This window comes from Paenibacillus sp. FSL R5-0475 (assembly GCF_038004585.1).
GTDB lineage: Bacteria > Bacillota > Bacilli > Paenibacillales > Paenibacillaceae > Paenibacillus_AQ.
The window spans coordinates 168,195-193,212 of the sequence record NZ_JBBORK010000001.1; the positions used below are offsets into that span (position 1 = coordinate 168,195).

The window sequence follows — 25,018 nt, forward strand, 5'->3', positions numbered from 1 at the left end:
TGCACCTACTGATTACTCAGCGGGTGCATAGATAAGAGATATATGATAGTTATTCAGAAACTCGATCCATTCCTCAGAAGGCTTCTCGTCTGTAACGATATAATCCACTCGATCGAAACTAAATAATTTAATGAACGCAGTCCTGTCGAACTTAGAGTGATCTGCGAGCAGAACTACTTTATTCGCCTGCTGTTGCATGAGAATCTTCAATTCACTTTCTTCTTCATTCGAATCGCTGAGCCCACCAGTCATAGACAACGCTTTACAGCTGAATATGGCTACGTCCACATTATATTTTTGAATAGTCTGTGAGGCGGTATGTCCAACGAAGGAGCTAGTCTCGGGGCCTAGTATTCCACCAGTAGAAATTAGCTTTTGCCCAGAATGTTGAAATTCGGATAATACAACCAAAGAATTCGTAATAATCGTCAGATTGTTTTTCTCCTCTATAATTCTCCGTAAAGCCTCAAAAACTGTTGAACTCGTATCCGTCACCAAACTGTCCCCATCATTAATTAATTGGAGGACATGATCAGCTATCGTACGTTTGGCCTCTATATTTACCTGATGTCTACTCACATAGGGAGGGTCCTCATTCGTGTGGGCATTAAGGATTGCCCCGCCATAATTTTTCTTGGCAAGTCCTTCCTTGTCCAGTTTATCCAGATCCCGCCGAATGGTCTCTTCCGAGACATTGAATTGTTGCGCCAGCTGAGCGACATGGACTTTCTTTTGTCTATACAGCTCATTAATGATTAGATCCCGCCGTTCAAATGCTTTCATCCGTTCACTCACCTCTATCATCATCTACTTCCTAGTTTACTACATTGTTGTATAAATCAAAGAAATAACCTCATATTCACATAATACCACAGTATAATAATATTAATACCACATAAAACCACATAATTTATCTATAAATATGTTGTTTTATGTTGACTAAAGCGTTTCCATATTTTATGATGAAGGAGAAATAGGTCCATTACCGATGATACTAAGATGATCTTGAGGAGGAACAGCAGTGATAGAAAACTATCCGAAAATTGGCATCCGCCCGACCATTGATGGCAGAAGAAGAGGGGTTCGCGAATCGTTAGAAGCTCAAACCATGGGTATGGCTCAGCGGGTAGCTAAGTTTATTGAAGAGAACTTATTTTATCCGGATGGCCGCCCCGTAGAGTGCATCATTGCCGATTCTACGATTGGTGGTGTTAAAGAAGCTGCTGCTGCGGCTCAGAAATTTGCTGGGGCTAATGTTGGCGTATCGATTACTGTGACCCCTTGCTGGTGTTATGGTTCTGAAACGATGGATATGGATGCCTCAATCCCACATGCGGTTTGGGGATTTAACGGAACGGAACGCCCAGGTGCGGTATATCTAGCTGCTGTTCTCTCTGCTTATGCACAAAAAGGAATTCCGGCGTTTGGTATCTATGGTGAGGATGTTCAGGAGTCTAGCAGTGAGGAGATTCCAGCGGATGTGCAGACTAAATTGCTGCAGTTCGCCAAAGCTGGGTTGGCTGTCGCTCAAATGAGAGGGAAATCCTATTTATCAATGGGTTCTGTTTCGATGGGGATTGCTGGATCGATTGTGAATGAACAGTTCTTCCAAGAGTATCTGGGAATGCGTAATGAATATATAGATATGTCAGAATATGTACGCCGCTTTGAAGAGGAAATTTATGATAAAGAGGAATATAAGCGAGCACTCGCGTGGACCAAAGAAAACTGCCAAGTTGGTGCCGATAATAATCCGAAGCATCTGCAAATAAGTGATGATGAGAAAGAGAAGCAGTGGGAGACTTGTGTGAAAATGACATTGATCGCCCGTGATCTGATGATCGGAAATCCTGTTCTCGCTGAGCTGGGCTTTGAGGAAGAGGCCAACGGTCATAATGCGATTGTGGGTGGGTTCCAAGGTCAGCGCCAATGGACAGATCATTTTCCTAATGGGGATTTCATGGAAACGATACTGAACTCCTCTTTTGACTGGAATGGCAAACGTACACCTTATATCGTAGCGACAGAGAATGATAGCCTGAACGGAGTAACGATGCTGTTCAATTATTTGCTTACGAATACTGCACAAATTTTTGCGGATGTTCGAACCTTTTGGAGTCCAGATGCAGTTAAGCGAGTAACGGGTCATCAATTGGAAGGTGAGGCAGCACACGGAATACTTCACTTGATCAACTCGGGTTCGGCTGCTCTGGATGGCACGGGTGAGCAGACGATAGACGGTAAACCTGCGATTAAACCTTTTTGGGAAATTTCGGAGGATGAGGTAGAAGCATGTTTGAGCCATACCCAATTCCGCCCGGCTTCTCAAGAATATTTCCGCGGGGGCGGCTTCTCTACGGATTATTTAACTAAAGGCGGGATGCCAGTTACTATGGCACGGATGAACTTGGTTAAAGGGCTTGGACCTGTTCTTCAGCTTGTAGAGGGTCACACGGTTGAGCTGCCTGAAGATGTTCATCATACACTGGATCAAAGAACAGATCCGACTTGGCCAACTACCTGGTTTGCGCCTAAGTTAACCAATAGTGGTTCTTTCCAATCAGTGTATGATGTCATGAATAATTGGGGCGCAAATCATGGAGCGATCAGTTATGGGCATATTGGAGCGGATTTGATTACGCTGGCGTCTATTCTACGCATTCCGGTCAGCATGCATAACGTTGAGGAATCACGTATTTTTAGACCTCGGGTATGGTCGTTATTTGGTACCGAAGATCTGGAAGGAGCAGATTACAGAGCATGTCAGAACTTTGGACCCCTCTATTAAAATCTTCCTGTGAAGCAGGTGAGGTGAACAATGGATGATACGATTAAGCTTCTAGCCATAGATCTCGGCGCCAGTTCCGGAAGAGTTATGCTGGGGATATATGATGGCGATAAGCTGCAAATGGAAGAAATTCATCGGTTTGAGAATACGCCGGTACAGGTCAACGGGCATTTATATTGGGATACTCTAAGGCTCTTCCATGAAATGAAGCAAGGGGTTCAAAAAGCCTTTAGGCAACATGGAGAATTGACGTCATTAAGTGTGGATACATGGGGAGTTGACTACGGGTTTATTGATAAAAGAGGAATGATGCTCTATCCCCCCCATCATTACAGGGACCGGAGGATGGAGGTTCACCGTCTCAAATTGGAAGCGTTACTGTCACCGGCAGAGCAATTCCGTATGACCGGTCTTCAGCCAAGTGTGATTAATACACTTTATCAGCTGTTCTCTGATTTTCAGGATAATGATTCTCTTATGGAGACCGCGGATACGATTTTAATGATGCCAGATCTATTTCATTACCTGTTTTCTGGTATAAAAGCAGCAGAAAGCACGATCTGGAGTACAAGCGGCTTAGTGGATGTAACGGGAGAGCTCTCCTCTGAATTATTTAACAGGCTTGGGATTCCGAGTAGTCTAGTTCCACAACAGGTTCATGCGGGAACAGTTATTGGATCTATCCTTCCGATTATTCAAGAGGAGCTTAATATAGGCCCGATGAAAGTGATAGCCGGCGCTTCACATGACACGGCTTCAGCAGTAGCTTCGATCCCTTATACTCGTAAGGATGAAGCAGCATTTTTAAGCTGTGGTACGTGGTCGTTGGTTGGTATGGAGACGCCTGAGCCGGTCATTTCAGAGAAAAGCTATGAATATGGTTTCACAAATGAACGTTGCTACGGTAATTCTAATCGTTTGCTAAAAAACACAACGGGACTATGGATTCTACAGGAGCTCCAAAGGAATTGGGCGAAAGCAGGAGAGAATTTTAGTCAAAGTGAAATGGTTGAATTAGCCCAAACGATTAATGGGGCGCCAGCGATCATTGACCCGAATGACCAGCTTTTCAGCACACCTGGTGTGATGATGCAGCGGATTCAGGAATATTGTGAGCGAACGGGGCAACAGTCGCCTAATACGAAAGCTGAGTTTATACGCGTTATCCTTGAGAGCCTTGCGCAATCATACTGTAGAACGATTGAAGAAATGGAAGAGATCACCGGCAAGACCATCACTATCATTCATATGGTTGGCGGTGGGATTCAAAATGAGCTATTATGCCAGCTCACCGCTGATGCTACGGGTAGAGAAGTCGTTGCAGGGCCAGTGGAGGCCAGCGGAATTGGCAATATCATTGTCCAGCTGGCTGCCCTGGGGAAATTGGAAGTTTCTAAGGCGAAAGAGTTCGTGGCACGATCTTTTACCTTTAAGACATACCAGCCTTCTTTGGTGAAAAACTCTAAAAAATAGGATACGAGGAGAGAACTTATGGATAACTTGGAACAAAAACTACGTTCGCAGATTTGTGATATTGGCAGAAATTTGTTTAATAAAGATTTCATTGCCGCCAATGATGGGAATATTTCAGCACGGTTATCAGAGTATGAAATTCTCACTACCCCCAGAGCGGTTAGCAAGGGATATTTAGAGCCACATATGATTGTAAAAGTAAACTTGCAAGGTGAAGTTCTTGAAGCGGCGGAAGGATACAGACCTTCAACGGAAACCAAAATGCATTTGAGAATTTATAATGAGCTACCTGAGATGAATGGTGTGGTTCATGCACATCCCCCGTATGCTACCGCTTTTGCCATTAAAGGTGAGGCGCTCGATAAAATGATGATGCCAGAGTCGGTTATCATGATCGGGGATATTCCTTTGGCGGAATACGGAACACCTTCAACAGAAGAAATCCCGGACTCACTGATGCCTTTCCTTGGCAAAAAAACAGCAGTCCTGCTCGAAAATCACGGAGCACTTACTTGGGGAACGGATGTTATGGAGGCTTATCTGAATATGGAGAGACTCGAATATACAGCCAAGATTACCTTTATTACACGTATGATTGACGGAGAGAGAGAGCTGCCACAGCATCGGATTGATGAGCTGGTTGCTTTGAGATCTTTTTATGGGAAGTAATGAGGTGCTTGGATGTTGAAAAAAATTCCTAAGCTACTATCTCCGGAACTGGTACGTGTGATGATGGAAATGGGTCATGGTGATGAGCTTGTACTGGCAGATGCTAATTATCCAGGACACTCCTTAAACTCAAAAGTACTAAGATATGATGGTATTGGGATACCTGATCTTTTGGATGCAATATTGGAACTGCTGCCCCTAGATCATTATGTGGAACATCAGGTGGCGTTTATGGCTGTGATTGAGGGAGATCCTACGGTGCCGGTGATCTGGTCCACGTACGAGTCGATAATCGCCAAACATGACGCTGAAGCGACGATTAAATATGAGGAGCGGTTTGATTTCTACAATCGTTCTAAGCAAAGTTATGCTGTTGTAGTCACAGGTGAAGAAGCACTTTATGGAAATATTATTATCAAAAAAGGTGTAATCAAGGCCTGATGATCAGCGATTCTGCTTGCGGTATTGCAGAGGTGAGCATTTCGCGATTTGCTTAAATACCCGCCCAAAGTGGGCGATGCTGTCAAAGCCTGTATTCTCTGCAATGGCAGTGACTTTAGTGTTAGTGCTCTGCAAGAGTCGTTGGGCTTCCTTGATCCGAATGTAGTTTAGATATTCAACAATGGTGAAGCCAGTGGTCTGTTTGAATAAACGGCAAAGATAGGTACTGCTGATGAAAAAAGTTTCGGATAGCTGCTCTAATGTAAGCTTTTCAACATAATGTGCCTGTAAATAATCGATCATTTCGTAGACTTTAAGCTGCTTCTCACTGCTCTCAGGAGCGATGGGCTCGCGGCTTATTTCTTGTACTCTGTTCATTTCAATAAATAACTGGATGAGCAGTGTCTGAAGATAGGGGATTTGCTGTGATCGATGTTCTTCTTGTTCTTTTAGCATGGAGAAGAGGATAGATTCGATGGCTCCTTGTTCATGTACTCCGGGACGCAGAAGTAAGCTTTGTGTAGTTAAAAAAGGAATACTTAGGTCGTAGTTCGCCAACGTTTTTTGCAGAAAGTCCTCCTCAAAGTTAATCAATATTCGCTCATGGCGTACTGAGCCCTTAGAAGTGGTGCGATGGAGTTCATTTTTGTTAATAAATATCAGATCACCTTTGCGTAAGGTATAAATCAGATTGTTGATATAATAGCTGCGCTCACCTGCGAGTAAATAATAAATTTCATATGTATCGTGATAATGGTCGGAATCCATGCTGAATGGGCCGGCTCTTTTGATTTGTTCAATGATAAATGGAGGTTCTAGCTCCTGTTCCATTGTAGATTTGCCCCTTTCAGATAATGAAGCTAATATATGCAAAGTTTTCGCTATTTTTGCTAATAATCGCTTAGATTTGAATGTATTTTATACTATAAACTATAAGAAGAAACGGCATCAAAATCAATAGCGATGGAGTGATCCTTGTGTCGAAGAAGAAATATGTATTCGTAGGTACCGGTGGCCGAGCGGAGTTCTTCTATGGTGAGATAACTACGAATTATCGTGAAACTTCAGAAATTGTAGGCTTTTGCGATGTGAATGGGGCAAGAATGGATTATGCGAATCGATTACTGAAAGGGAAATATCAGTATCATGCGGTTCCTACTTATAAAGCTCATGAGTTTGATCGTATGATTGAAGAGACTAAGCCGGATGTAGTTATCGTTACGAGTATTGACCGCACACATCACCATTATATTATCCGGGCGATGGAGCTTGGCTGTGATGTGATTTCGGAGAAACCAATGACGGTAGACGAAGAGAAATGTCAGGAAATTCTTGAAGCGATTGAGCAGACGGGGAAAAAACTGCGTGTTACGTTCAATTACCGCTATGCCCCGCACAATACCAAAATCCGTGAATTGATCATGGATGGGGCGATTGGAGAAGTGTTATCCGTTAATTTTGAGTGGCTGCTAAATACACAGCATGGGGCGGATTACTTCCGCAGATGGCATCGGGATAAACGGAACAGCGGAGGGCTGTTGGTTCATAAATCAACACATCATTTCGATTTGATGAATTTCTGGTTGGGCTCTCGTCCGGATACGGTCTATGCCATGGGAGATTTAAGGTTCTATGGCAGAGAGAATGCGGAGAAGCGCGGGGTGACAGAGTTTTATCAGCGTGCCCATGGTAGTAGTGCAGCGGAAAATGATCCCTTTGCGCTTCATCTAAAAGACAACGAGCAGCTTAAGCAAATGTATCTGGATGCCGAGCATGAAGATGGGTACCTGCGAGATCAAAGTGTATTCGGTGATAATATCAGCATTGAGGATACGATGGCAGTCATGGTCAAATACAAAAACAAGACGATTATGAACTATTCACTTAATGCTTATTTGCCTTGGGAAGGCTTCATTGTAGTATTTAATGGGACGAAGGGGCGGATGGAAGTTAAGGTTGTTGAACAGTCCTATGTAAACGCCGGGGGGAAGAAAGAAGATGAAGGGGCACTAAAGGACAAGCAAATCACTGTATTCCCTCATTTTGCGCCGCCTTATGAAGTTGAAATTGAAGAAGGCGTTGGGGGACATGGGGGCGGAGATCCGGTCATGCTTCGTGATATTTTTGAACGACCTGTGGAGGATCGGTTTAATCGTGCAGCTTCCCATGTGGATGGGGCATTGTCTATTATGACCGGGATTGCGGCTAATCGTTCGATCGCTACAGGACTTCCGGTGAAGGTGGATCAGTTAATCAAGTGGTAGAAGGAAAAAGCTCAAAACCAAAAATAGTAGTAGCCTGTTTGTGAATAAACCGCTGCGGAGTGGAGGGTTCTTACGATCGCTGTTAAAGCCCAATTTCTGAATAGTAGAAAGATTAGCAGTTGAAATGGGTCTTTAAAGGCGAACACTGGCGTTTCTCCAGAATCCCTCCACCCCTCCGCTCTGTCTTCACGTCAAGTTAACTACTATTTTTAGATTGAGCTAAAAAAGTAAAAATAAAAGGCTGCCTCAAAGTCATTGTAGATGACTAAGAGACAGCCTTATTTATTTTGACACTAGTATTTATTTTGACACTAGTATTTATTGTTTGACGACGTTAAAGCCGTCTTTTTGCAATTGAGTCACAATGCCATCATCACCCAGCATGTGTAGTGCACCAACAACGACAAGATAAGTCGCTTTTTTATCACTATTCAAATACTCTTTTACATGCTTCACCATGTTGGCATTCCGATCCGAAACGAGACCCTTATAGTATTCTGGCTCCTTAGCGACTGCTTGTGTCATAGCTACGAGTGATTGTTCATCCCCCTGCATCCACATTTGGGATAATGCATCCAGCGAAGCCGTTGCTGCAGCTTTGTCCGTTTGCTTGAGGCTATCGAGTGTATCAAGGAGAAGCTTTTCTTGCAATCCATCTGAGAATTGATTGAACATGTTCAGCTGCGATTGCATATTTTCCAATTCAATGATAGGTTTATTCAGTTTGCCTGCCTTCTGTGTGAAATATAGGTCGATACCCGTATCCGGTGTATAATCTGTTGTTTGCATTTGTAGGCTTGAGATACCTTGAGTAACGACCCATGGCTTATAGGAATCGAATGCATTTCCTGCAAGACCATTCGCTTTCAGAAGCGCAACAACTTTGTTATAGGTATCAGCGGATACGTGATCCTTGAGCTTGGTCCCATCTGTATAAGAACCTTTCTCCGTAAGGAACTTTTGCATCTCCGTTTGATCAACCTTTGTTAAGTCAACTTCGACCCCGAGATATTGAGACGCTTCAAAAGCAGCTTCAATTTCCGTGCGTAGCGGGTACATTTTGTCGTTAGCCACATGGATAGAGCCAAGTAGATAGACGGTATTACCGTTGTTCTCCACTTTCCATAAGAATCCGGTGCTCCCTGCAGCCTCGTTATTAGCTACAAAGGTGATGGTGCGCTGCGCCGCGTTCCATTCTACTTTATAGCCGATCGTTTCACCGATAAAGCGGACAGGAACATAGGTGACATTGTTGATGGTTTTAGGAGCCACCTCTAGTTTTTTCTTCTCCCCGTTTACCGTTGCTGTGGTGCTGCCGATAGTCAGAGAGAGGGCTAGTCCATTTTTGGTCCCCGTTACGGTTTGGGTCTTTTTATTCCAATTCATATTTACATTAAGCTTCTCTAGGAGTGGACGCATAGGAACCAAGGTAGTTCCTTTTTCTACAACAGGGTTAGAATTTCCTAACTTTACTTCTGTTCCATCAATCCACACACCGACAGGCTTTTCAGCCGCATGGGCAGTGGTAAAGACAGACATAACCATGAAAATGGATAAAAATAATGCACCTAGCTTTTTCATTAATAGGACACTCCGTTTCTAAAAAAAATGAAAGTTGTAAGTCACTTTCTGATTTTAACGTATTTTTCCATAAATAGTTATACGTTTTGTTACTTCGTACAAAAGTCAAAATAATGCACATCAAAGCAAAAATCGCCCCTATTAGATCCTGTTGACTCTCCTTATCATGAAACATAAGAAACGAAGAGCCCGAAGGGAGCAAGGAACTTATGTGGAGCAATGCGATTGAAGATGCGATAGAGAAGGTACGTAAGAATATAGACCGATTCGGGGGCAGATTCCCTCATGTGAGCATGAATGGAACTTACCAGCTCAATAACAATGACGACTGGACCAATGGATTCTGGAGCGGCATGTTGTGGTTGTGCTATGAATATACGCAGGATGACAGCTTTCGTATCGCGGCATCTCATACCGTAGAGGATTTCCGCCGCCGTTTCGCGGCAAAGACGGTCCTTGATCATCACGACATCGGATTTTTGTATTCGTTATCCTCCAAGGCCCAGTGGATTATAGATAAAGACGAATCCGGGCGTCAGTTGACACTGCAGGCGGCGGACTTATTACTGAAGCGCTGGCGCACAGGCGGCGGTTATATTCAGGCTTGGGGACCTGTGGGAGATGCCCAGGAAGGTGGGCGCATCATTATTGATTGTCTGTTGAATCTCCCTCTTCTGTATTGGGCGGAACAACAGACCGGTGATTCCCTATATCGGCAGGTGGCGGTCATGCAGGCGGATAAGACGAAACGTTATCTGGTGCGGGGAGATGACAGCTCCTACCATACGTTTTTCTTCGACCAGAAGACCGGAGAGCCGATTGGCGGTGCTACACACCAAGGTTATACTAACGGATCGACTTGGACACGCGGGCAAGCCTGGGGCGTCTACGGTTTTGCATTGTCTTACCGCTATACTAAGGATCCGTTGTATTTGGAAACGTCCAAGCGGATGGCCCGCTATTTTCTGGAGCATTTGCCACAGGATCATGTCGCTTACTGGGACTTTAATGCTCCAGTGTCTGCGGATACGTACCGGGATAGCTCGGCCTCTGCAATTGTTGCGGCTGGACTACAGGAACTGCTGGAGCTAATGGAAGAGGGAGATCCCGAACGGGCTTATTTTCAGCAGGGATTAATACAGTCGATGACTTCACTTGTGCAGAACTATTCCACGATCGGTGAAGATGCGGAGGGGCTGCTGAAGCACGGCTCTTACCATGTACGCGGCGGTCTGTCTCCGGATGATTTCATGATCTGGGGAGATTATTTCTACCTCGAAGCGTTGCTGCGGCTGCAAAAAGGCACCAGGGGGTACTGGTATGAACGCTGATGTCCGATCAACCTCTCCCTATGCTGTCTTTACGCTACTCGACCTTGAGTTACCTGCTCTAGCGCCCGTGAAGGATGCGCTCAGCCAAGCACGGCAGGACGATGCGCTGACTGAATTGCATCGGTATTTGACTAGTCGGAGCACGCCGGGCTGGCGGGCAGAGGACAGTCGGAAACAGCAGCATATCGATTATATACAGCAATATTGCGCAGATGAGCTGGAAGTCGTAATAAAGACGGCGGATGAAGTTATGGAGCAGACGTTTCTTTTTCGGTTTCCCTGGGATATGGAGCGCAGCCGCATTCCGGTTACTTTTGAGGAAGAAATTGACTGGCGTTATATTCCGGATAAGGATGTAGAATGGGCTTATATGCTGAATCGCCACCGCTACTGGGTGGCATTAGGACAAGCGTATGAGATAACAGGTAATGAGGAGTATGCGAGAACATTTTGCTGTCAGCTTGAAAATTGGATGGACCGTAATCCTGTTCCAGACATGCCTACGAATGATACGTTGACTTGGCGCACCATTGAAGCGGGTCTTCGCTGTGCGAACTGGATCAAAGCGCTGTCCTATATACAGGATAGTCCGCTGCTCACACCGACGCTTCTGGCGAAAGTGATGATATCCCTTCATGAACACAGCGAATATTTAGCTTTATCGTTTACGGGCTGGAAGAATATCAGCAATTGGGGCGTTCTGGAGACTTGTGGTTTATTCCAAACCGCGCTCTACTTCCCTGAGTTCACTAGGGCTAAGATTTGGCGACGGCTCGGTGAGGAGAGATTAGGGGAGACGGCTAGAATCCAGGTCATGGCGGACGGTATCCATTGGGAGCAATCGCCCACCTATCACCATGAGGTTCTGGTATGTTTTCTCGATTGTATCCGCTTGGCTCGCATGAATGGACTGGAGCTACAGGATGAACTTCAGCAAAAAGTTCATCAAATGGCCGTCGCTTCCTTGTATTGGGCCAAACCGAATCATCGGCAGCCGATGCTCGGGGATAGCGATGACAGCGATGTCCGTTCGATTTTGACTTATGCAGGTTGGTTGTTCCAGGATTCTGTGCTCCGCTTTGGCGGATACGATCATATGGATTATGACAATGCCTGGTTGTTCGGAACGAGTGGAGTTGAAGGCTACGAGCAGCTGATTGCGGAGGAACCGCCTTACTTGTCGCGCTCTTTCACACATTCCGGTCATTATGTGATGCGAACGGGTTGGGACGAGCAGGACTTGTACCTATATTTCCACTGCGGACCGCTTGGTGGTGGACATGGTCACGCGGATTTGCTACATTTCGATCTGCATGCCTTTGGGCGGGATATGCTTACCGATCTGGGCAGATACAACTATAGTGATCACACACCACTTAGAAAAGCGTTAAAAGAAAGCGCTGCCCATAATACGACTACTGTTGACGGAATTGGATTCACTGAAATCACGGATACATGGTCCTTCTCCCAAATTGCGAAGCCGACAGGCAGCAAATGGATCAGCAATCCGGACTTTGATTATGTTGAGGGCAGCCATGATGGCTACCGTCATTTGGATGATCCGGTACACCTGCTAAGGAGGATCATATTCATCAAGCCTTATTACTGGCTTCTGGTCGACAGCTTTAGCTGCCGTCAGGAGCATACGTTTTCCCAGCATTTTCATTTTGCGCCCGGAGCGGTTCAGATGGAAGAGGAGACATTCATTTGCCGTACAAAAAATGAGCGGGAAGCCAATCTTTGCATCATTCCCGTTAATGTTAAAGGACTTCAGGGCAAGATTGATGACGGGGTAATTTCCCGCGAATACAATCTGCTGGAACCTAATCAGCATGCCGTTTACGCCCGAACGGGAAAAGGAACGGTATCGATGATGCAGATGCTGTACCCGCAGCCTTCCGGTGAGCCGTTCTGTCCACTGGTTGAACAGGTACCGATTTACCGCCATACGGGTGAACCTGTGGATGCCGTGCAGGCGGAGGCATGCCGCATCAGCTTCCCTGAAAGGAATGAGGAGCATATTATCGTGATCAGCCATGAGGTTCCATCCAGCCACTTGGATTCCTATGTAGTGGAAGGTATACAAATATTTGGTGAAGTGGTGCTTATAGTTTTCGCAAACGGTCAAAAGAAAGTCACGGTAATCAGATAATGCATGTATACTGGATAACGGGCTGATAGAATAAAAGAAAAGAGCATGAGAGAGGCGCGGAGAAAACATGTTCAAATTCACTTACTATAGACGTATCCAGGTTTCATTTCTTTTGCTGATTTTTATTCCGCTGATTGCAGTATCGATCATCTCCTTTGTGCTTATTCGGGATACGATGGTAGAAAAGCTGCAGCTCAGCAACGATAACTTTCTGAACGTTATGATTGACGAACTAAACAAGACCATTGATGATGTGACATTTGCATCGCATTTTATTGTAAACGATACCAATTTTCGCGCCAATCTGAAGGTCTTTGCAGATACCGAGCGATTGAATACCTATCAGGATTACGTACAGTTTACGCAAATTCAGGATGTGTTTTCGCTCATCAACTCTAAGCCGCTAAATAATAACATTCGCATGTATTTGGTTAACCGGAAACACTTTGTGATCTCCTCTGGGACTGAGAATTTATCCGTGATTAATGCCAACATGGACAAGCTGATGGGACGTGTCAATATTCACGAACCGGAGACCTTGCAATGGCTTGGGATGGCTGACAGCGGTTCCGGTAAAAGCAGTAGCTACTATATTGCCAGAGTAATCTATGATAGCCGGGAGAAACAGCAGGTGTCCGTGCTTCTCATCTCGATTCCCGATGCCTATTTCAACAAATTGCTCGGGCCGGTCGAGTTTGGCAAGCTGGCGTTGTTTGATTCCAGAGGAGGTCTGATCGCCGGGAACTCAGAGCTAGCCCCAGAAGGCAAGGAAGCTAGAGGGAGCGTGCGTACGGCCAGAGCCATCGACAAATCCAATTGGGAGCTGGTCTATGAAGCTTCAGAGAAAGAATGGTCGGGCCAGATTTCGCGAACTTTTTATAGTGGCATTGGTTTAGTGCTTCTCTTGTTTATTGTCTTTTCGGCTACTTCCATGCTGATTGCCAAAAGATTGCATAGTCCGATCATGAAGCTGCAGCGCGTTGTGCGCCAGTTCGGGATGGGGAATCTTGATGTCAGGCTGGAGGTCAAGGGCAAGGATGAAATCGCTGAGCTAGGGCAGACATTGAATACTATGCTGGATCAACTGCAAGGATTGATTCACGACATCGAGCTGGAGCAAGAACAGAAGCGAGTGATGGAACTTGAGGCGCTGTTTATGCAGATTCGTCCCCACTTTTTGATCAACACGTTGAATTCGATCAAATGTAGCCTTATTTTGGCTAAAGATAAGCTGCACAGCGGGATCATTGATTCGCTAATGAGTCTTCTCCGTGCCTATCTGAAGGTCAATGAACCGGCTACCTTACGGGAAGAATGCAGACTGCTTAGCCATTATATTGACATCATGAAGATCCGCAACGAAATCCCTCTTGAACTGGAGGTCGATCTGGAAGCGGATACAGAGAAGCTCATCGTTCCTAAACTTATTCTGCAGCCTCTCGTAGAGAATGCCATCGTTCACGGTCTAGTTGACCATCCGGCACCGCGTATTGTCGTCCGTGCCCGAACGATCCCTGATGGGATTATGATTGAAGTCGAAGACAATGGCTGTGGTGCAGGGGCAGAAATTCTGGCAGGACTGAACCGCAGATTGCTCTACAAGGACGATGAACAGGATGGAACTTATCAAAGGGTCGGTTTAATTAACGTGGTTCAAAGGCTGAGGCTGACCTATGGTCAGGATACCCGCTTGTCGCTGCATAATTTGCCGCAAGGTGGGGTGTCCGTTTCTCTGTATTTGCCGCAAGGCAATCATCAGGTTAATCTGCCCGAGAGAGAGAGGGATATTGATGTATAAAGTGATGCTCATAGATGATGATGTTCCTATGCTCAAGGTGCTTCAGCAGATGATTGACTGGGAAGCACATAGCTTGCAGATTGTCGGCAGCACCTATTCCAGTGCCAAGGCGTTATTAATGTTTGAGGAAGTACAACCCGATATCGTGATCACAGATATTGGCTTGCCGCAAAAGAACGGGATTGAGCTGGCCGATTACTTTACCCGGATGAAGCCGGAGGTCAGAATTATTTTCCTGACCTGTCATGAGGATTTCCATTATGCTCAGCAAGCGGTAAAGCTGAAGGTGGATGACTATTTAATTAAGGACCAGCTTACGGACGAGCAACTGGAGAAAAGCCTTGCCAAGTCTGTACGCTTGCTTAAATCGAAGATCGGGCTAATCAAGCATGGGGAAACGGGATACAATAGCCAGTTATTCCGGCAGAATCTGCTGCAAAGGGTGATTGGCGGCGCTCCGCCCGAAACCACGCTAGCCTATGCGACGCAAATCGGCATATCCTGGACGTATCCGTGGTTCATGCTGGGCACGGTCAGCATTCACTTTTCCAGTTTCGAGAAGAGGTACAAGCAGAGCGAGTATCCACTTATTTTATATGCCATCTACAATATAGCCCTAGAGCTGTCCGAAGCGTGTGAGGGGATTACGCCTTTTTTGGAGCAGAAGAATATTGTGATTCTGTATAATTACCGTGTGAATCTGGCGCAGAATGCCAGTCTTTATTTTCATGATTATTTACAGCGATTGTGTTCCGAGTGCTCCCATCTCCTTAAGATTCAACCGGGCATCATCGCAGTCACTGAGAAAATAGAGCTGCAGGCAATTGGACAGATTCATCGGCAAATTGTCCAAGACAAGTGCGAGTTCTATGCGAGTGCGGAATACACAGTTCTGGATACTCTGCAAATCGCTACCCCTCGCTTCCAGCCTGCTCCTCAAGGATTTCTGGATAGTTATATCCCGCAGATGGAACGGGCCGTGATTAAAAATGATCTTGAAGCCATCCGTGGCACTCTTCAGGAAATCGCTAGGACTGCAAAAGTTATGGCTATCCATCCGGGCGATTTCGTCCGGGATTTATCCTTTATGCTCCGAGGTATCGAGCTGATGTTCACTAGCCTAACATTCGATGAGGATCTGTTCGTCTATCTCGTGCAAACCCGCACACTGGAGGATACGATGGAACTGGTGGAAAGAAAGCTTGTGCAGATTACAGGCAACAAACAGCAGATGGCGGGAACTCCCCCGCAGGAGCCCAAGCTGCAGCTTATCCAGCAATTTATCGATCAGCATCTTGGCGATAACATCACTTCAATCGATATGGCACGTTATCTCTTTCTGGACCCGAGCTATTTCTCGCGTTATTTCAAACGCATGACAGGTCTGACCTTTACGGACTATGTGCATCAGCACAAGATGAAGGTTGCGACCAAAATGCTGAAAATCTCCAGCCAAAACCTGGAATCGCTGGCCGTTGGTCTGGGATATTCGGACAGAACCTATTTTTCAAAAGTATTTAAAAAATATGTGGGAACTACGCCGAGCGAATATAAATCCAAACACTCAGTACGCTGAGAAGTGCAAATCTCAACCTACCGAATAAACCCACCGCCCATCTTGGGCGGTTTTTTTGTTGTCGAAAGACAAAGGTCAAAATCTTGCACATCTCGGGTCATAATCACTCCTTCATGCGGGAGGCGGATATATTACTATAATGACAAATCAAATTGTCGAGGTGATACAACGTGGAGGCTGCAAAACAACCTGTGCCAAAAATTCTGCAGGAGAAGCGGAAGTTCTGGACTCCGCAGCGGAAAGAGGCTTTGACCGGGTGGCTGTTTCTAGCTCCGGAAATTGTCGGAATGCTTTTTCTAAATGTATTTGCACTTGGATTCTCACTTTATTTAAGCTTCTCGAAATGGGATCTATTGTCGGGGGTTCAAGGGATCGAGTTTATCGGATTGGATAACTATATCAAAATGTTCCATGATCCGAGCATCATTCAAGCTTTGAAGAACAATGCTATTTATATGATTATGACCGTGCCGATACCGATTGCGATTGCTTTGGTGCTGGCGGCATTGATTCAAAATAGTGTATTTCTTAAAAATTATTTCAAAGTTGCCTTCTTTATCCCTTATATTTCTTCGATTATTGCAATTGCCGCTGTATGGAGCGCATTGTTCCATCCATCCCTTGGACCGATCAATCAGTTCTTGATGGAGCTTGGAATTTCCAGCCCTCCAAAATGGCTGGTGGATCCAAAGACCTCGCTGTTATCGATTGCCATTATCAGTTCTTGGGCGAGTCTGGGTTACACCATTATTATCTATATGGCCGGCTTGACGAATATTTCCGATGAAATCTACGAAGCCGCCGAAATAGATGGAGCTAGCGCACTGAAGAAATTCTTTGCCATCACGGTTCCGATGCTGCGTCCAACCACGTTCTTCTTGCTTATAACCATGCTGATTGGCTCGTTTAAGGTGTTCGACATCATCGCGTTTTTGACCGAAGGTGGCCCGAACAATTCTTCTACCGTGCTTGTGTTCAGGATCTATGAGGAAGGGTTCAAATACTACAACATGGGCTATGCTTCTGCAATTTCCTGGCTGCTATTCGCCGTCATAGGCTTGATCACCGCAGCTACTTGGAAAATGAGAAATGAAGAATAAAGGGGGGAAATTAACATGCAACTGATTAGAAAAAATATGTCCAGAGTGATCACTACCTGCATCATGGGGGCTTTGTCCATTGTATTTCTTATTCCTCTGATCTGGATGATTTCCGCAGCCTTTAAATATGAGAAAGATGTTATGCGCTTCCCGATCCAATGGATTCCCGAGAAGATCAATGTAGCGTATAATTTCAAGATGGTTTGGATGGGACGAGTACCTTTTTCTCATTTCTATTTAAATTCCTTTAAAGTTGCGATTATTACAACCTTAATTACACTTATCATTTCATCTATGTCGGCGTACGCCTTGACCAAAATCAAGTTCAAAGGACGAAATATGGTGTTTCTGGCGCTGCTGTCATTCATGATTATACCTGACCAGGCCACACTGATTCCGCGCTTTCTGCTGATTCGCTGGTTCGGTCTTTATGATACTCATGCTGCAATTATTTTAATGAGTATGTTCTCCATCTACTTCACGTTCCTGCTGCGGCAATTTATGATTGGTGTCAGCGACGAATACATTGAAGCGGCGCGAATTGACGGTGCAGGCCATTTACGGATATTCTGGTCTATCATTATTCCGCTCTGCAAGCCGGTGCTCGCTACGGTGGCGATCATCAAATTTATCTGGACCTGGAATGATTACCAGAATCCGCTGATCTTCTTACTAAATAAGAATTTGTACACTATCCCACTCGGTATGACCCTGTTCCGGGACGATTATTCGAACAACTATGCGATTATGATGACGGCAGCTGTTTCGGCGATCATCCCGCTCGTCATCGTGTTCATTGCCCTGCAAAAGCAAGTCATTAACGGAATCTCCCTTGGCGGCGTAAAGGGCTGACCTGCGGGTGTACGATAGATAGTAAAAGTCAAAAATGTGATCCTACAACAGCAAAATTGTGCACTTGGCCAGTAAAGCGGATGCCTATAATAAGAAATGAACAAGGCACTATACTTAAAATTCAGTGCGGGGGGAAGTAAAATGAAAACAAAGAGCAAGAAAAGATTATCCGTTGTACTGGGCTCCATGCTGGCGGTTTCCTTAACGCTAAGCGCCTGTGGAAATTCCGGAAACTCGGACAAGAATGGGAATGCTGAAGCTGGTACGAATGCCGGGAACACCAAGGTGGACAAGCAAGTCGCCATCAAGTATTACAACTGGGATAATGAAGCCCAGTCGGCTGGTACCGATGCTATGCTGCAGGAATTTATGGATCAGAACCCAGGCATCAAAGTAGAGCATGTGACACTCGTTCCCGGTGATTCTGTGGAGATGCTGAAGAAACTCGACTTCCTGATATCTTCCGGCGAAGCGATTGATGTTGTTCAGGTGCCAAGCTTGGGAGGCGTGCTTGAACGGGCGACTCGGGGAGCACTTGCCCCGCTGAATGAATTCTATGAGAAAGATAACCTCGTTCCTGAGGATGAATATTATGTGAATGCTAAGGTCGACAACAACTATTATGGGTTGCAATATACGAAGAGCAGCAACTACGTGATGCTGAACAAAGATGCACTGGATGAAGCGGGTCTGCCTGTACCTACTTTTGGCTGGACATGGGATGACTACCGCGACTATGCCAAAAAACTGACCAAAGGCGAAGGCGTGGACAAACGTTACGGCACTTATTTCCACACCTGGGAATTGTACATGAACGCTCCAGCTCAAACGATGATGAAAGACCCGTTCGTATATGATGACGGGACGACAATCTTCGCGGATCCGACATATAAGTATTTCTTCCAGCTGCGTAAAGATATGGAGTCTGCTGATAAATCTGCGAAATCTTATGCAGACGCTCTTGCCGCTAAGCTTAACTATCGTACCGAATTCTTCAATGAAGAAGCTGCTATGATCTTGGCTGGCAACTGGACGATTGCTGATCCAGGTAACACCGAGCAGTATCCGCATGAATTCAAGACAGCCTTTGCTCCGGTACCGGTGCCTCCTGCAGGATCGGAACCGAAAGACTATGAAGGCAAATACTTCACCAGCGGCAACATGCTGGCGATGGGCGCAACTTCAAAGAACAAAGAGGCTTCCTTCAAATTGATGAGATTTATGTCGACGGCTGTTAGTGATAACAGACTGGAATTCTCCGGATATAAAAAAGCTGATAATGAGACCTTGCTGACTAAATTGGTCGCTGGTAAAGAAGATATGTATGATATGGATTCACTCAAATACACACTTTTCGATAAAGAAATTCAGTTCCTTGACGGTGCGCAGGTGATGACGACGGCAACTTCCGAATTGACCAAAATTATCGATGACGGCTTCAGCAGATTCATGCTTGGAAATGAATCGATTGATAAGGTGCAGCAATGGATGGTTGGTGAAGCAACGAAAATTATCAACGAAAAAGGTGTCATCAAGTAAATAGGCAATAAGCGAGGTATCCCAAGTTGGGGACGGGGCTTTGGAAGGTCATCAACCGGCTTTCCAAAGCCCTTATTTATACATTGGGCTTACACAAATATACGGGAGAGTATAAAAATGATGGAAAGCATTTCTTCAAAGAACAAGTCCGAAGAGCAAGTAGCTTTGCCTTCTAAGGAACAGATGGAGTGGCAGGATCTGGAGCTGGGGATGTTCTGCCATTTTGGAATGAACACGTTTTGCGATCAGGAGTGGGGAGAAGGTAGCGATTCACCTACGGTCTTTAACCCAGTTCATCTGGATGCCCGCCAATGGGTTAGTGCAGCTAAAGAAGCTGGATTCCGTTATTTTATACTGACCGCTAAGCATCATGACGGCTTCTGCCTGTGGCCGACTGCAACGAGTACTTATTCTGTTGCCTCCAGCCCATGGAAAGAAGGGCGAGGCGATGTTGTCAAGGAGTGCGAGGAGGCTTGCCGTGAATTTGGACTAGGCTTCGGCATTTATTTGTCTCCATGGGACAGACATGAGCCATGTTATGCGGATCCGCAAGCATATGATGATTTCTATTGCTTGCAATTGCAGGAGCTCCTTACGGGTTACGGCCCACTTACGGAGATTTGGTTCGACGGCGCGGGATCTGAAGGCCGTAATTACGATTGGCGGCGGATTATGGATCTGATTAAGCTCCATCAGCCAAGCGCCATGGTGTTTAATATGGGGGCACCAACGATTCGCTGGGTTGGCAATGAGGATGGCGTTGCTCCTTATCCATGCTGGAACACTGCGGATTCCGCGCGGGGTAGCATGTTCAGTGAAGCTTCATTGAACTGGCTTCCCGGAACGCCAAGCTGGGTGCCTGCGGAATGCGATGTGCCCATCCGTAAAGACCGCTGGTTCTGGCATCCTGAGGAAGAGCACTTGCTGCTGTCCCTAGAGCAGCTAATGGACATATATTATCGTTCGGTTGGGCATGGGGCGACTTTGCTGCTCAATGTGGCGCCTGACAACTACGGGCTGCTTCCGGAGGCCGATGTGCAGCGTCTGCTGGAATTCGGTAAGGAGATTCAACGTAGATTCGGAAAGGCACTAGCCGTAACAGCGGGCACTGGAGATCTTATTGAGCTGGAATTGCCTGTAGCTACTGTGATTGACCACGCCGAGATTATGGAGGACATCGCTTATGGCGAGAGAGTGAGCGAATATGTGCTGGAAGCATTCATTGACGGAGCGTGGCTGGAGTTGAAACGTGGCAGCGCGATTGGCCATAAGAAAATAGACGCCTTCCCTCCGATTTGCACAGAGAAAATACGACTGCGGGTGCTCTTAACTACTGCAAGCCCCAAGATCAGACGGCTTGCCGTCTTTCACTGCGGGGAGTCGTTAGAATAGATGTTAAAAAAGGAGGTTGTAGAGTATGAGCCTACTCACTTGGAACGACGGACAATATTTGCTGGACGGACAGCCTTACCGGATCGTATCGGGAGCTATTCATTATTTTCGGGTTGTGCCTGAATACTGGAAAGACCGGCTACTGAAATTGAAAGCCTGCGGATTCAATACCGTGGAGACCTATATCGCCTGGAATATGCATGAACCCAAGGAAGGGGAGTTCGTATTTGATGGCATGGCCGATGTGGTCTCTTTTATTGAACTGGCCGGAGAGCTTGGGCTTCATGTTATTGTCAGACCGAGTCCATTCATTTGTGCCGAATGGGAATTCGGTGGTCTGCCGGCCTGGCTGCTGGCTTACAGTGAACTTCAGCTTCGCTGCTGTGATCCTCTTTATTTAAGCAAGGTGGACCGGTATTACGATGAGCTGATTCCTCGGCTGGTTCCGCTACTGTCCACACATGGCGGGCCGATTCTGGCCGTCCAGGTAGAGAACGAATATGGCAGCTATGGCAATGACAGTAGTTACCTGAGATATATGCGTAATGGACTCCTCAGCAGAGGGGTCGATGTATTGCTCTTTACCTCCGACGGACCAACCGATGAAATGTTGCTCGGCGGAACACTGGAAGATGTGCATGCTACAGTTAATTTTGGCTCCTGTGCAGAGGAATCCTTCCGCAAATACCGGGAGTACCGATCTGAAGAGCCGCTGATGGTGATGGAATATTGGAACGGCTGGTTCGATCATTGGATGGAGGATCATCATGTGCGCGATGCCGAAGATGTAGCTGGCGTTCTGGATGATATCCTGACGCACGGCTCCTCACTCAATATGTACATGTTCCACGGCGGGACCAATTTTGGCTTCTATAATGGGGCGAATCATATCGTCGCCTACGAGCCGACGACTACAAGCTATGATTATGATGCCCCGCTCACGGAATGGGGAGATACGACGGCGAAATTTGAAGCTGTTCGGTCGGTACTGGGCAAACATGGATTTGCACCGACTTGTCCGCTCCCTGAGCCGATTCCGAAGATCTCCTACGGGAAAGTTGCCTTGATGGAAAGAGCGGAACTATTCACAGCTTCCAATCTGGAGAAGTTATCCGAGCCGGTGAACAGTGTGTGTGTACAGCCGATGGAAAAGCTCGGACAATCCTATGGTTTTATATTGTACAGCACTTATGTGCAGGGACCTCGGTCCAGGCAGAAGCTTTACATCGAGGGTGTGCGTGATCGGGCGCAGGTTTTCCTGGATGGACAGGTACTTGGGGTCATTGAACGCTGGAATCCGCAGCCGCTTGAACTTTCCATTCCTGCCGGAGGAGCGCAGCTGGATATTCTCGTCGAGAATATGGGTCGGATTAATTATGGGCCGCTCATTCGTGATCCGAAAGGAATTCTGGACGGGGTTCGAATCGATAACCAGCTGCAATATAACTGGACGATCCGTACACTTCCGTTAGAACCGGGAACACTGGCTTCACTTGAGTACAAGGAGCAGACGGTGGAGAAGCAAGAAGCTGCGGCACTTTCGGGTTTGCCCGGATTCTACCGGGGCTGCTTTGAGGCGGAGGAAATTGGCGATACTTTTCTACGGTTCGATGGATGGAATAAAGGGGTTGCCTGGATCAACGGATTTAATCTGGGCCGCTACTGGAATGCAGGACCGCAAAGGGCCCTATATATCCCCGGTCCATTACTGCGCAAAGGTCGTAATGAACTGGTTCTTTTTGAACTGCACGGCTGTGCGGAGACTTGCGAAATTGAGCTTGTGAATTGCCCTGATCTGGGAAGAACTTCGGCCGTCGACGATGCCGTGCTGAATTTTGTGCAGGAAGATAACTTGTAGACATTATTAGCGTTGCCGTCATAGAAATCATTACCCTATCCTCTCAGCTATTAGACACAAGAAACCTGTGTTTTCTTTCATTATTTTACAAAAAAATGAAGACGAGCAGTCAATATAAGGATACCTGAAAGGCACTCCTTCGGGCGTGCCTTTATTTTTCGATGCCACATGGTTTTGTAGTATGATGAGCACAAGGGAGTTACATGGTTGTTCATAGGCTGAGAAGAAAGTGGGTGTCGCTATGTGGTTTTGTATGATCGCGATGGTCGTGATCTTGATCGATCAGGTCTCGAAAATTTGGATTCGGATGAACCTGGATATCGGAGATAGCTTGTTCTTCGGACGATGGGAGATTACACATTATGAGAATAGCGGGATGGCTTTCAGTTTATTCCAAGGTTATGCGTGGTTATTCGGGGTGATCGCCATCTTGTTCGTCATCGGTGTGTTCTATTATCGCAGCATGGGTGCCTGGAAAGGCCGATTGGCGGATATGATCGCTGGTTTCTTGGTCGGTGGTGCGGTTGGCAACGGGATTGATCGACTGGTGTTCGGGCAGGTCACGGATTTTATCATGTCTCGATCGGGGAGAGGCATTCTCAATTTAGCGGATTATGCGATCAACATCGGGATGATCATGCTCGTCTTAAATATGGCAGTGAGATTCGTGAAGAAGCGGGTCTGTCACGCGCATTGAGGAATTATTCTCTTATCTTTATAGATTCCTTAGAAGTTCCTGTTACGATGTCTCTGCATGGTAAGAGAACGACGTAATAACAGATTTCGAAGGAGGAGAACATTCAACATGCAAGCAACGAAACGATTAACAGGTATCATTTCCCTGGGCCTAGCATTTTCACTATTACTATCGCCAGTGAGCGCCTCGGCGACCGCGCAGAAAATTACGGGGTCGAAGGAGAATATTCAAGAGATTAAATCTTTGACGTCATCGGACTATAAAGATTTAGCGTTTCTGAAGCCGATCTTGAAAGATAAGACGGTCATTAGCCTTGGCGAGAACTTTCACCGTGTCGCAGAATACAGCAGCATGAAGACAAGGTTGATCAAATATTTACACGAAGAGCTGGATTTTGACGTGATTGCATTTGAGTCGGGCCTTGGGGATTCATTCATGACGTACGATAATGCAGGAACATGGACATCGCAACAAATGATGGAACGTTCAATTTTTCCCATCTGGCATTCCAAGGAGACTCTGAATTTATTCGATTACATCAAGAAGAAGCAAGGGACGAACGATCCCTTATATCTAGCAGGTTATGACATGCAGTTCACATCAGGGTACTTAACGCAATTTATTGCCGGTTGGATTGCCAAGGTAGACAAGGATCAGGGCGAGAATTATTTCAACTTCGAAATGCAAGCGATGACGGATTTCTATAAGGTGCTCAACCAATATGGCATGGACGATAGTCATCCGGAGGCGAAAGCAGAAATCAAGAAGGTGAAGAATACGTACGAACCGAAATACAAGGCGTTGATCCAATTCATCCAAGAGAACAAAGAACAACTTGCAGCCGCCTACCCTGCGAACCCGCGGATGGTGGATATCGCTGTCAAGACGTTGGAGGATCGGGTCAAATTCATCGAGATGGGGATGTACGATACGAAGGAAAGCTATGAATTCCGTGATCGAATCATGGCTGACAACGTGGAGTGGTTAATGAAGGTGATGTATCCCGGCAAAAAAGTGATTTTATGGGCGCATAACGATCATCTGGCGAAGAATACGTCCAAAATCGAAACGAAAGAACAAGGGAAATGGATTAACAGCTTTACAAGTATGGGAGAATTGCTACATAAGAAGCTAAAGGATAAGGTCTACGTGTTGGGTCTGTACATGAACAGCGGTAAGGCGAGCACGATTACGACACAGAAGATCTTCGATATTCAGCCGATGCCGAAGGGGAGTCTGGAACAACTGATGATGCAGAGCGGTTATAAGATTGCGTTTGCGGATCTATCCAAGCACAAGTCTCCGAACAAAAATAATGCTTGGATGTTCAAACCGATCTATGCAGCCGAGGATGGCATGACGTCCGAGATCATTATGCCGATGTCGATGCGATTCATTCCAAAAGAGCAATATGACGGGATCATCGTCTTCGATAAAGTCAAAGAACCGACAACGAAGCTCTAACTCGGTTATACCTGAAAATTTAATTGTTCCCCTGTCGTGAACA

Annotated in this window: 19 protein-coding genes; 16 read left to right on the plus strand and 3 right to left on the minus strand. The window is 46.0% G+C overall.

The genetic code is table 11. The features are described from left to right. Positions 1 to 12 precede the first annotated feature (12 nt). Entirely contained in the window at positions 13 to 783 is a 771-nt protein-coding gene (locus MKX41_RS00670) for a DeoR/GlpR family DNA-binding transcription regulator (RefSeq protein WP_340968128.1), read from the minus strand. 238 nt (positions 784 to 1,021) lie between these two features. Between MKX41_RS00670 and MKX41_RS00675 the strand changes: the two genes are divergently transcribed. The 4 genes from MKX41_RS00675 to MKX41_RS00690 are packed head-to-tail and all read left to right on the plus strand — an operon-like array spanning position 1,022 to position 5,371. Further along, a complete protein-coding gene (locus MKX41_RS00675; RefSeq protein ID WP_339801738.1) occupies positions 1,022 to 2,788 on the plus strand; it encodes an L-fucose isomerase in 1,767 nt (588 codons plus the stop codon). Between the two features lie 30 nt (positions 2,789 to 2,818). Further along, complete coding sequence (locus MKX41_RS00680) at positions 2,819 to 4,261, plus strand: rhamnulokinase (RefSeq protein ID WP_340968130.1); 1,443 nt, start codon at positions 2,819 to 2,821, stop codon at positions 4,259 to 4,261. Positions 4,262 to 4,279: 18 nt separating this feature from the next. Then, entirely contained in the window at positions 4,280 to 4,930 is a 651-nt protein-coding gene (locus tag MKX41_RS00685; protein WP_340968131.1) for a class II aldolase/adducin family protein, read from the plus strand. Positions 4,931 to 4,942: 12 nt separating this feature from the next. Beyond that, positions 4,943 to 5,371, plus strand: a complete 429-nt coding sequence (locus MKX41_RS00690) for an RbsD/FucU family protein (protein WP_340968132.1) — start codon at positions 4,943 to 4,945, stop codon at positions 5,369 to 5,371. A 3-nt stretch (positions 5,372 to 5,374) separates the two neighbouring features. On the opposite strand, the gene MKX41_RS00695 is transcribed toward MKX41_RS00690, so the two are convergent. After that, positions 5,375 to 6,202, minus strand: coding sequence for a helix-turn-helix transcriptional regulator (locus MKX41_RS00695; protein ID WP_042186000.1), 828 nt, complete (start codon positions 6,200 to 6,202; stop codon positions 5,375 to 5,377). A 146-nt stretch (positions 6,203 to 6,348) separates the two neighbouring features. Here MKX41_RS00695 and MKX41_RS00700 point away from each other — a divergent pair, with 146 nt between their 5' ends. Further along, the gene (locus tag MKX41_RS00700; RefSeq protein WP_042186001.1) at positions 6,349 to 7,635 is read left to right on the plus strand and encodes a Gfo/Idh/MocA family protein; all 1,287 of its coding nucleotides are present in this window, start codon (positions 6,349 to 6,351) and stop codon (positions 7,633 to 7,635) included. Between the two features lie 318 nt (positions 7,636 to 7,953). Here MKX41_RS00700 and MKX41_RS00705 read toward each other — a convergent pair whose 3' ends face one another. Further along, entirely contained in the window at positions 7,954 to 9,216 is a 1,263-nt protein-coding gene (locus MKX41_RS00705) for a TraB/GumN family protein (RefSeq protein WP_340968136.1), read from the minus strand. A 209-nt stretch (positions 9,217 to 9,425) separates the two neighbouring features. On the opposite strand from MKX41_RS00705, the gene MKX41_RS00710 reads away from it, so the two are divergent. From MKX41_RS00710 to MKX41_RS00760, 11 genes are all read left to right on the plus strand, one after another. Further along, the gene (locus tag MKX41_RS00710) at positions 9,426 to 10,547 is read left to right on the plus strand and encodes a glycoside hydrolase family 88 protein (RefSeq protein WP_340968138.1); all 1,122 of its coding nucleotides are present in this window, start codon (positions 9,426 to 9,428) and stop codon (positions 10,545 to 10,547) included. After that, the gene (locus tag MKX41_RS00715) at positions 10,537 to 12,699 is read left to right on the plus strand and encodes an alginate lyase family protein (RefSeq protein WP_340968139.1); all 2,163 of its coding nucleotides are present in this window, start codon (positions 10,537 to 10,539) and stop codon (positions 12,697 to 12,699) included. Before MKX41_RS00710 ends, MKX41_RS00715 begins: the two co-directional genes overlap by 11 nt. Before the next feature lie 67 nt (positions 12,700 to 12,766). Further along, positions 12,767 to 14,497: a sensor histidine kinase gene (locus MKX41_RS00720; RefSeq protein ID WP_340968141.1), complete on the plus strand. Its 1,731-nt coding sequence runs from the start codon at positions 12,767 to 12,769 to the stop codon at positions 14,495 to 14,497. Continuing rightward, on the plus strand, positions 14,490 to 16,073 hold the full coding sequence (locus MKX41_RS00725; RefSeq protein ID WP_340968143.1) for a response regulator transcription factor: 1,584 nt from the start codon (positions 14,490 to 14,492) through the stop codon (positions 16,071 to 16,073). Before MKX41_RS00720 ends, MKX41_RS00725 begins: the two co-directional genes overlap by 8 nt. A 170-nt stretch (positions 16,074 to 16,243) precedes the next feature. Next, positions 16,244 to 17,173 (plus strand): carbohydrate ABC transporter permease, encoded by a 930-nt coding sequence (locus MKX41_RS00730; protein ID WP_042125419.1) that lies wholly within the window; start codon positions 16,244 to 16,246, stop codon positions 17,171 to 17,173. A gap of 15 nt (positions 17,174 to 17,188) precedes the next feature. Beyond that, complete coding sequence (locus MKX41_RS00735) at positions 17,189 to 18,025, plus strand: carbohydrate ABC transporter permease (RefSeq protein ID WP_042186014.1); 837 nt, start codon at positions 17,189 to 17,191, stop codon at positions 18,023 to 18,025. Positions 18,026 to 18,166: 141 nt separating this feature from the next. Further along, positions 18,167 to 19,564, plus strand: coding sequence for an ABC transporter substrate-binding protein (locus MKX41_RS00740; RefSeq protein ID WP_340968147.1), 1,398 nt, complete (start codon positions 18,167 to 18,169; stop codon positions 19,562 to 19,564). Positions 19,565 to 19,681: 117 nt separating this feature from the next. Beyond that, entirely contained in the window at positions 19,682 to 20,956 is a 1,275-nt protein-coding gene (locus tag MKX41_RS00745; protein ID WP_340968149.1) for an alpha-L-fucosidase, read from the plus strand. Positions 20,957 to 20,981: 25 nt separating this feature from the next. Then, complete coding sequence (locus MKX41_RS00750; protein ID WP_340968151.1) at positions 20,982 to 22,814, plus strand: glycoside hydrolase family 35 protein; 1,833 nt, start codon at positions 20,982 to 20,984, stop codon at positions 22,812 to 22,814. Between the two features lie 253 nt (positions 22,815 to 23,067). Further along, entirely contained in the window at positions 23,068 to 23,511 is a 444-nt protein-coding gene (lspA, locus tag MKX41_RS00755) for a signal peptidase II (RefSeq protein ID WP_340968154.1), read from the plus strand. Positions 23,512 to 23,619: 108 nt separating this feature from the next. After that, entirely contained in the window at positions 23,620 to 24,975 is a 1,356-nt protein-coding gene (locus tag MKX41_RS00760; RefSeq protein WP_076284295.1) for an erythromycin esterase family protein, read from the plus strand. Positions 24,976 to 25,018: the final 43 nt, after the last annotated feature.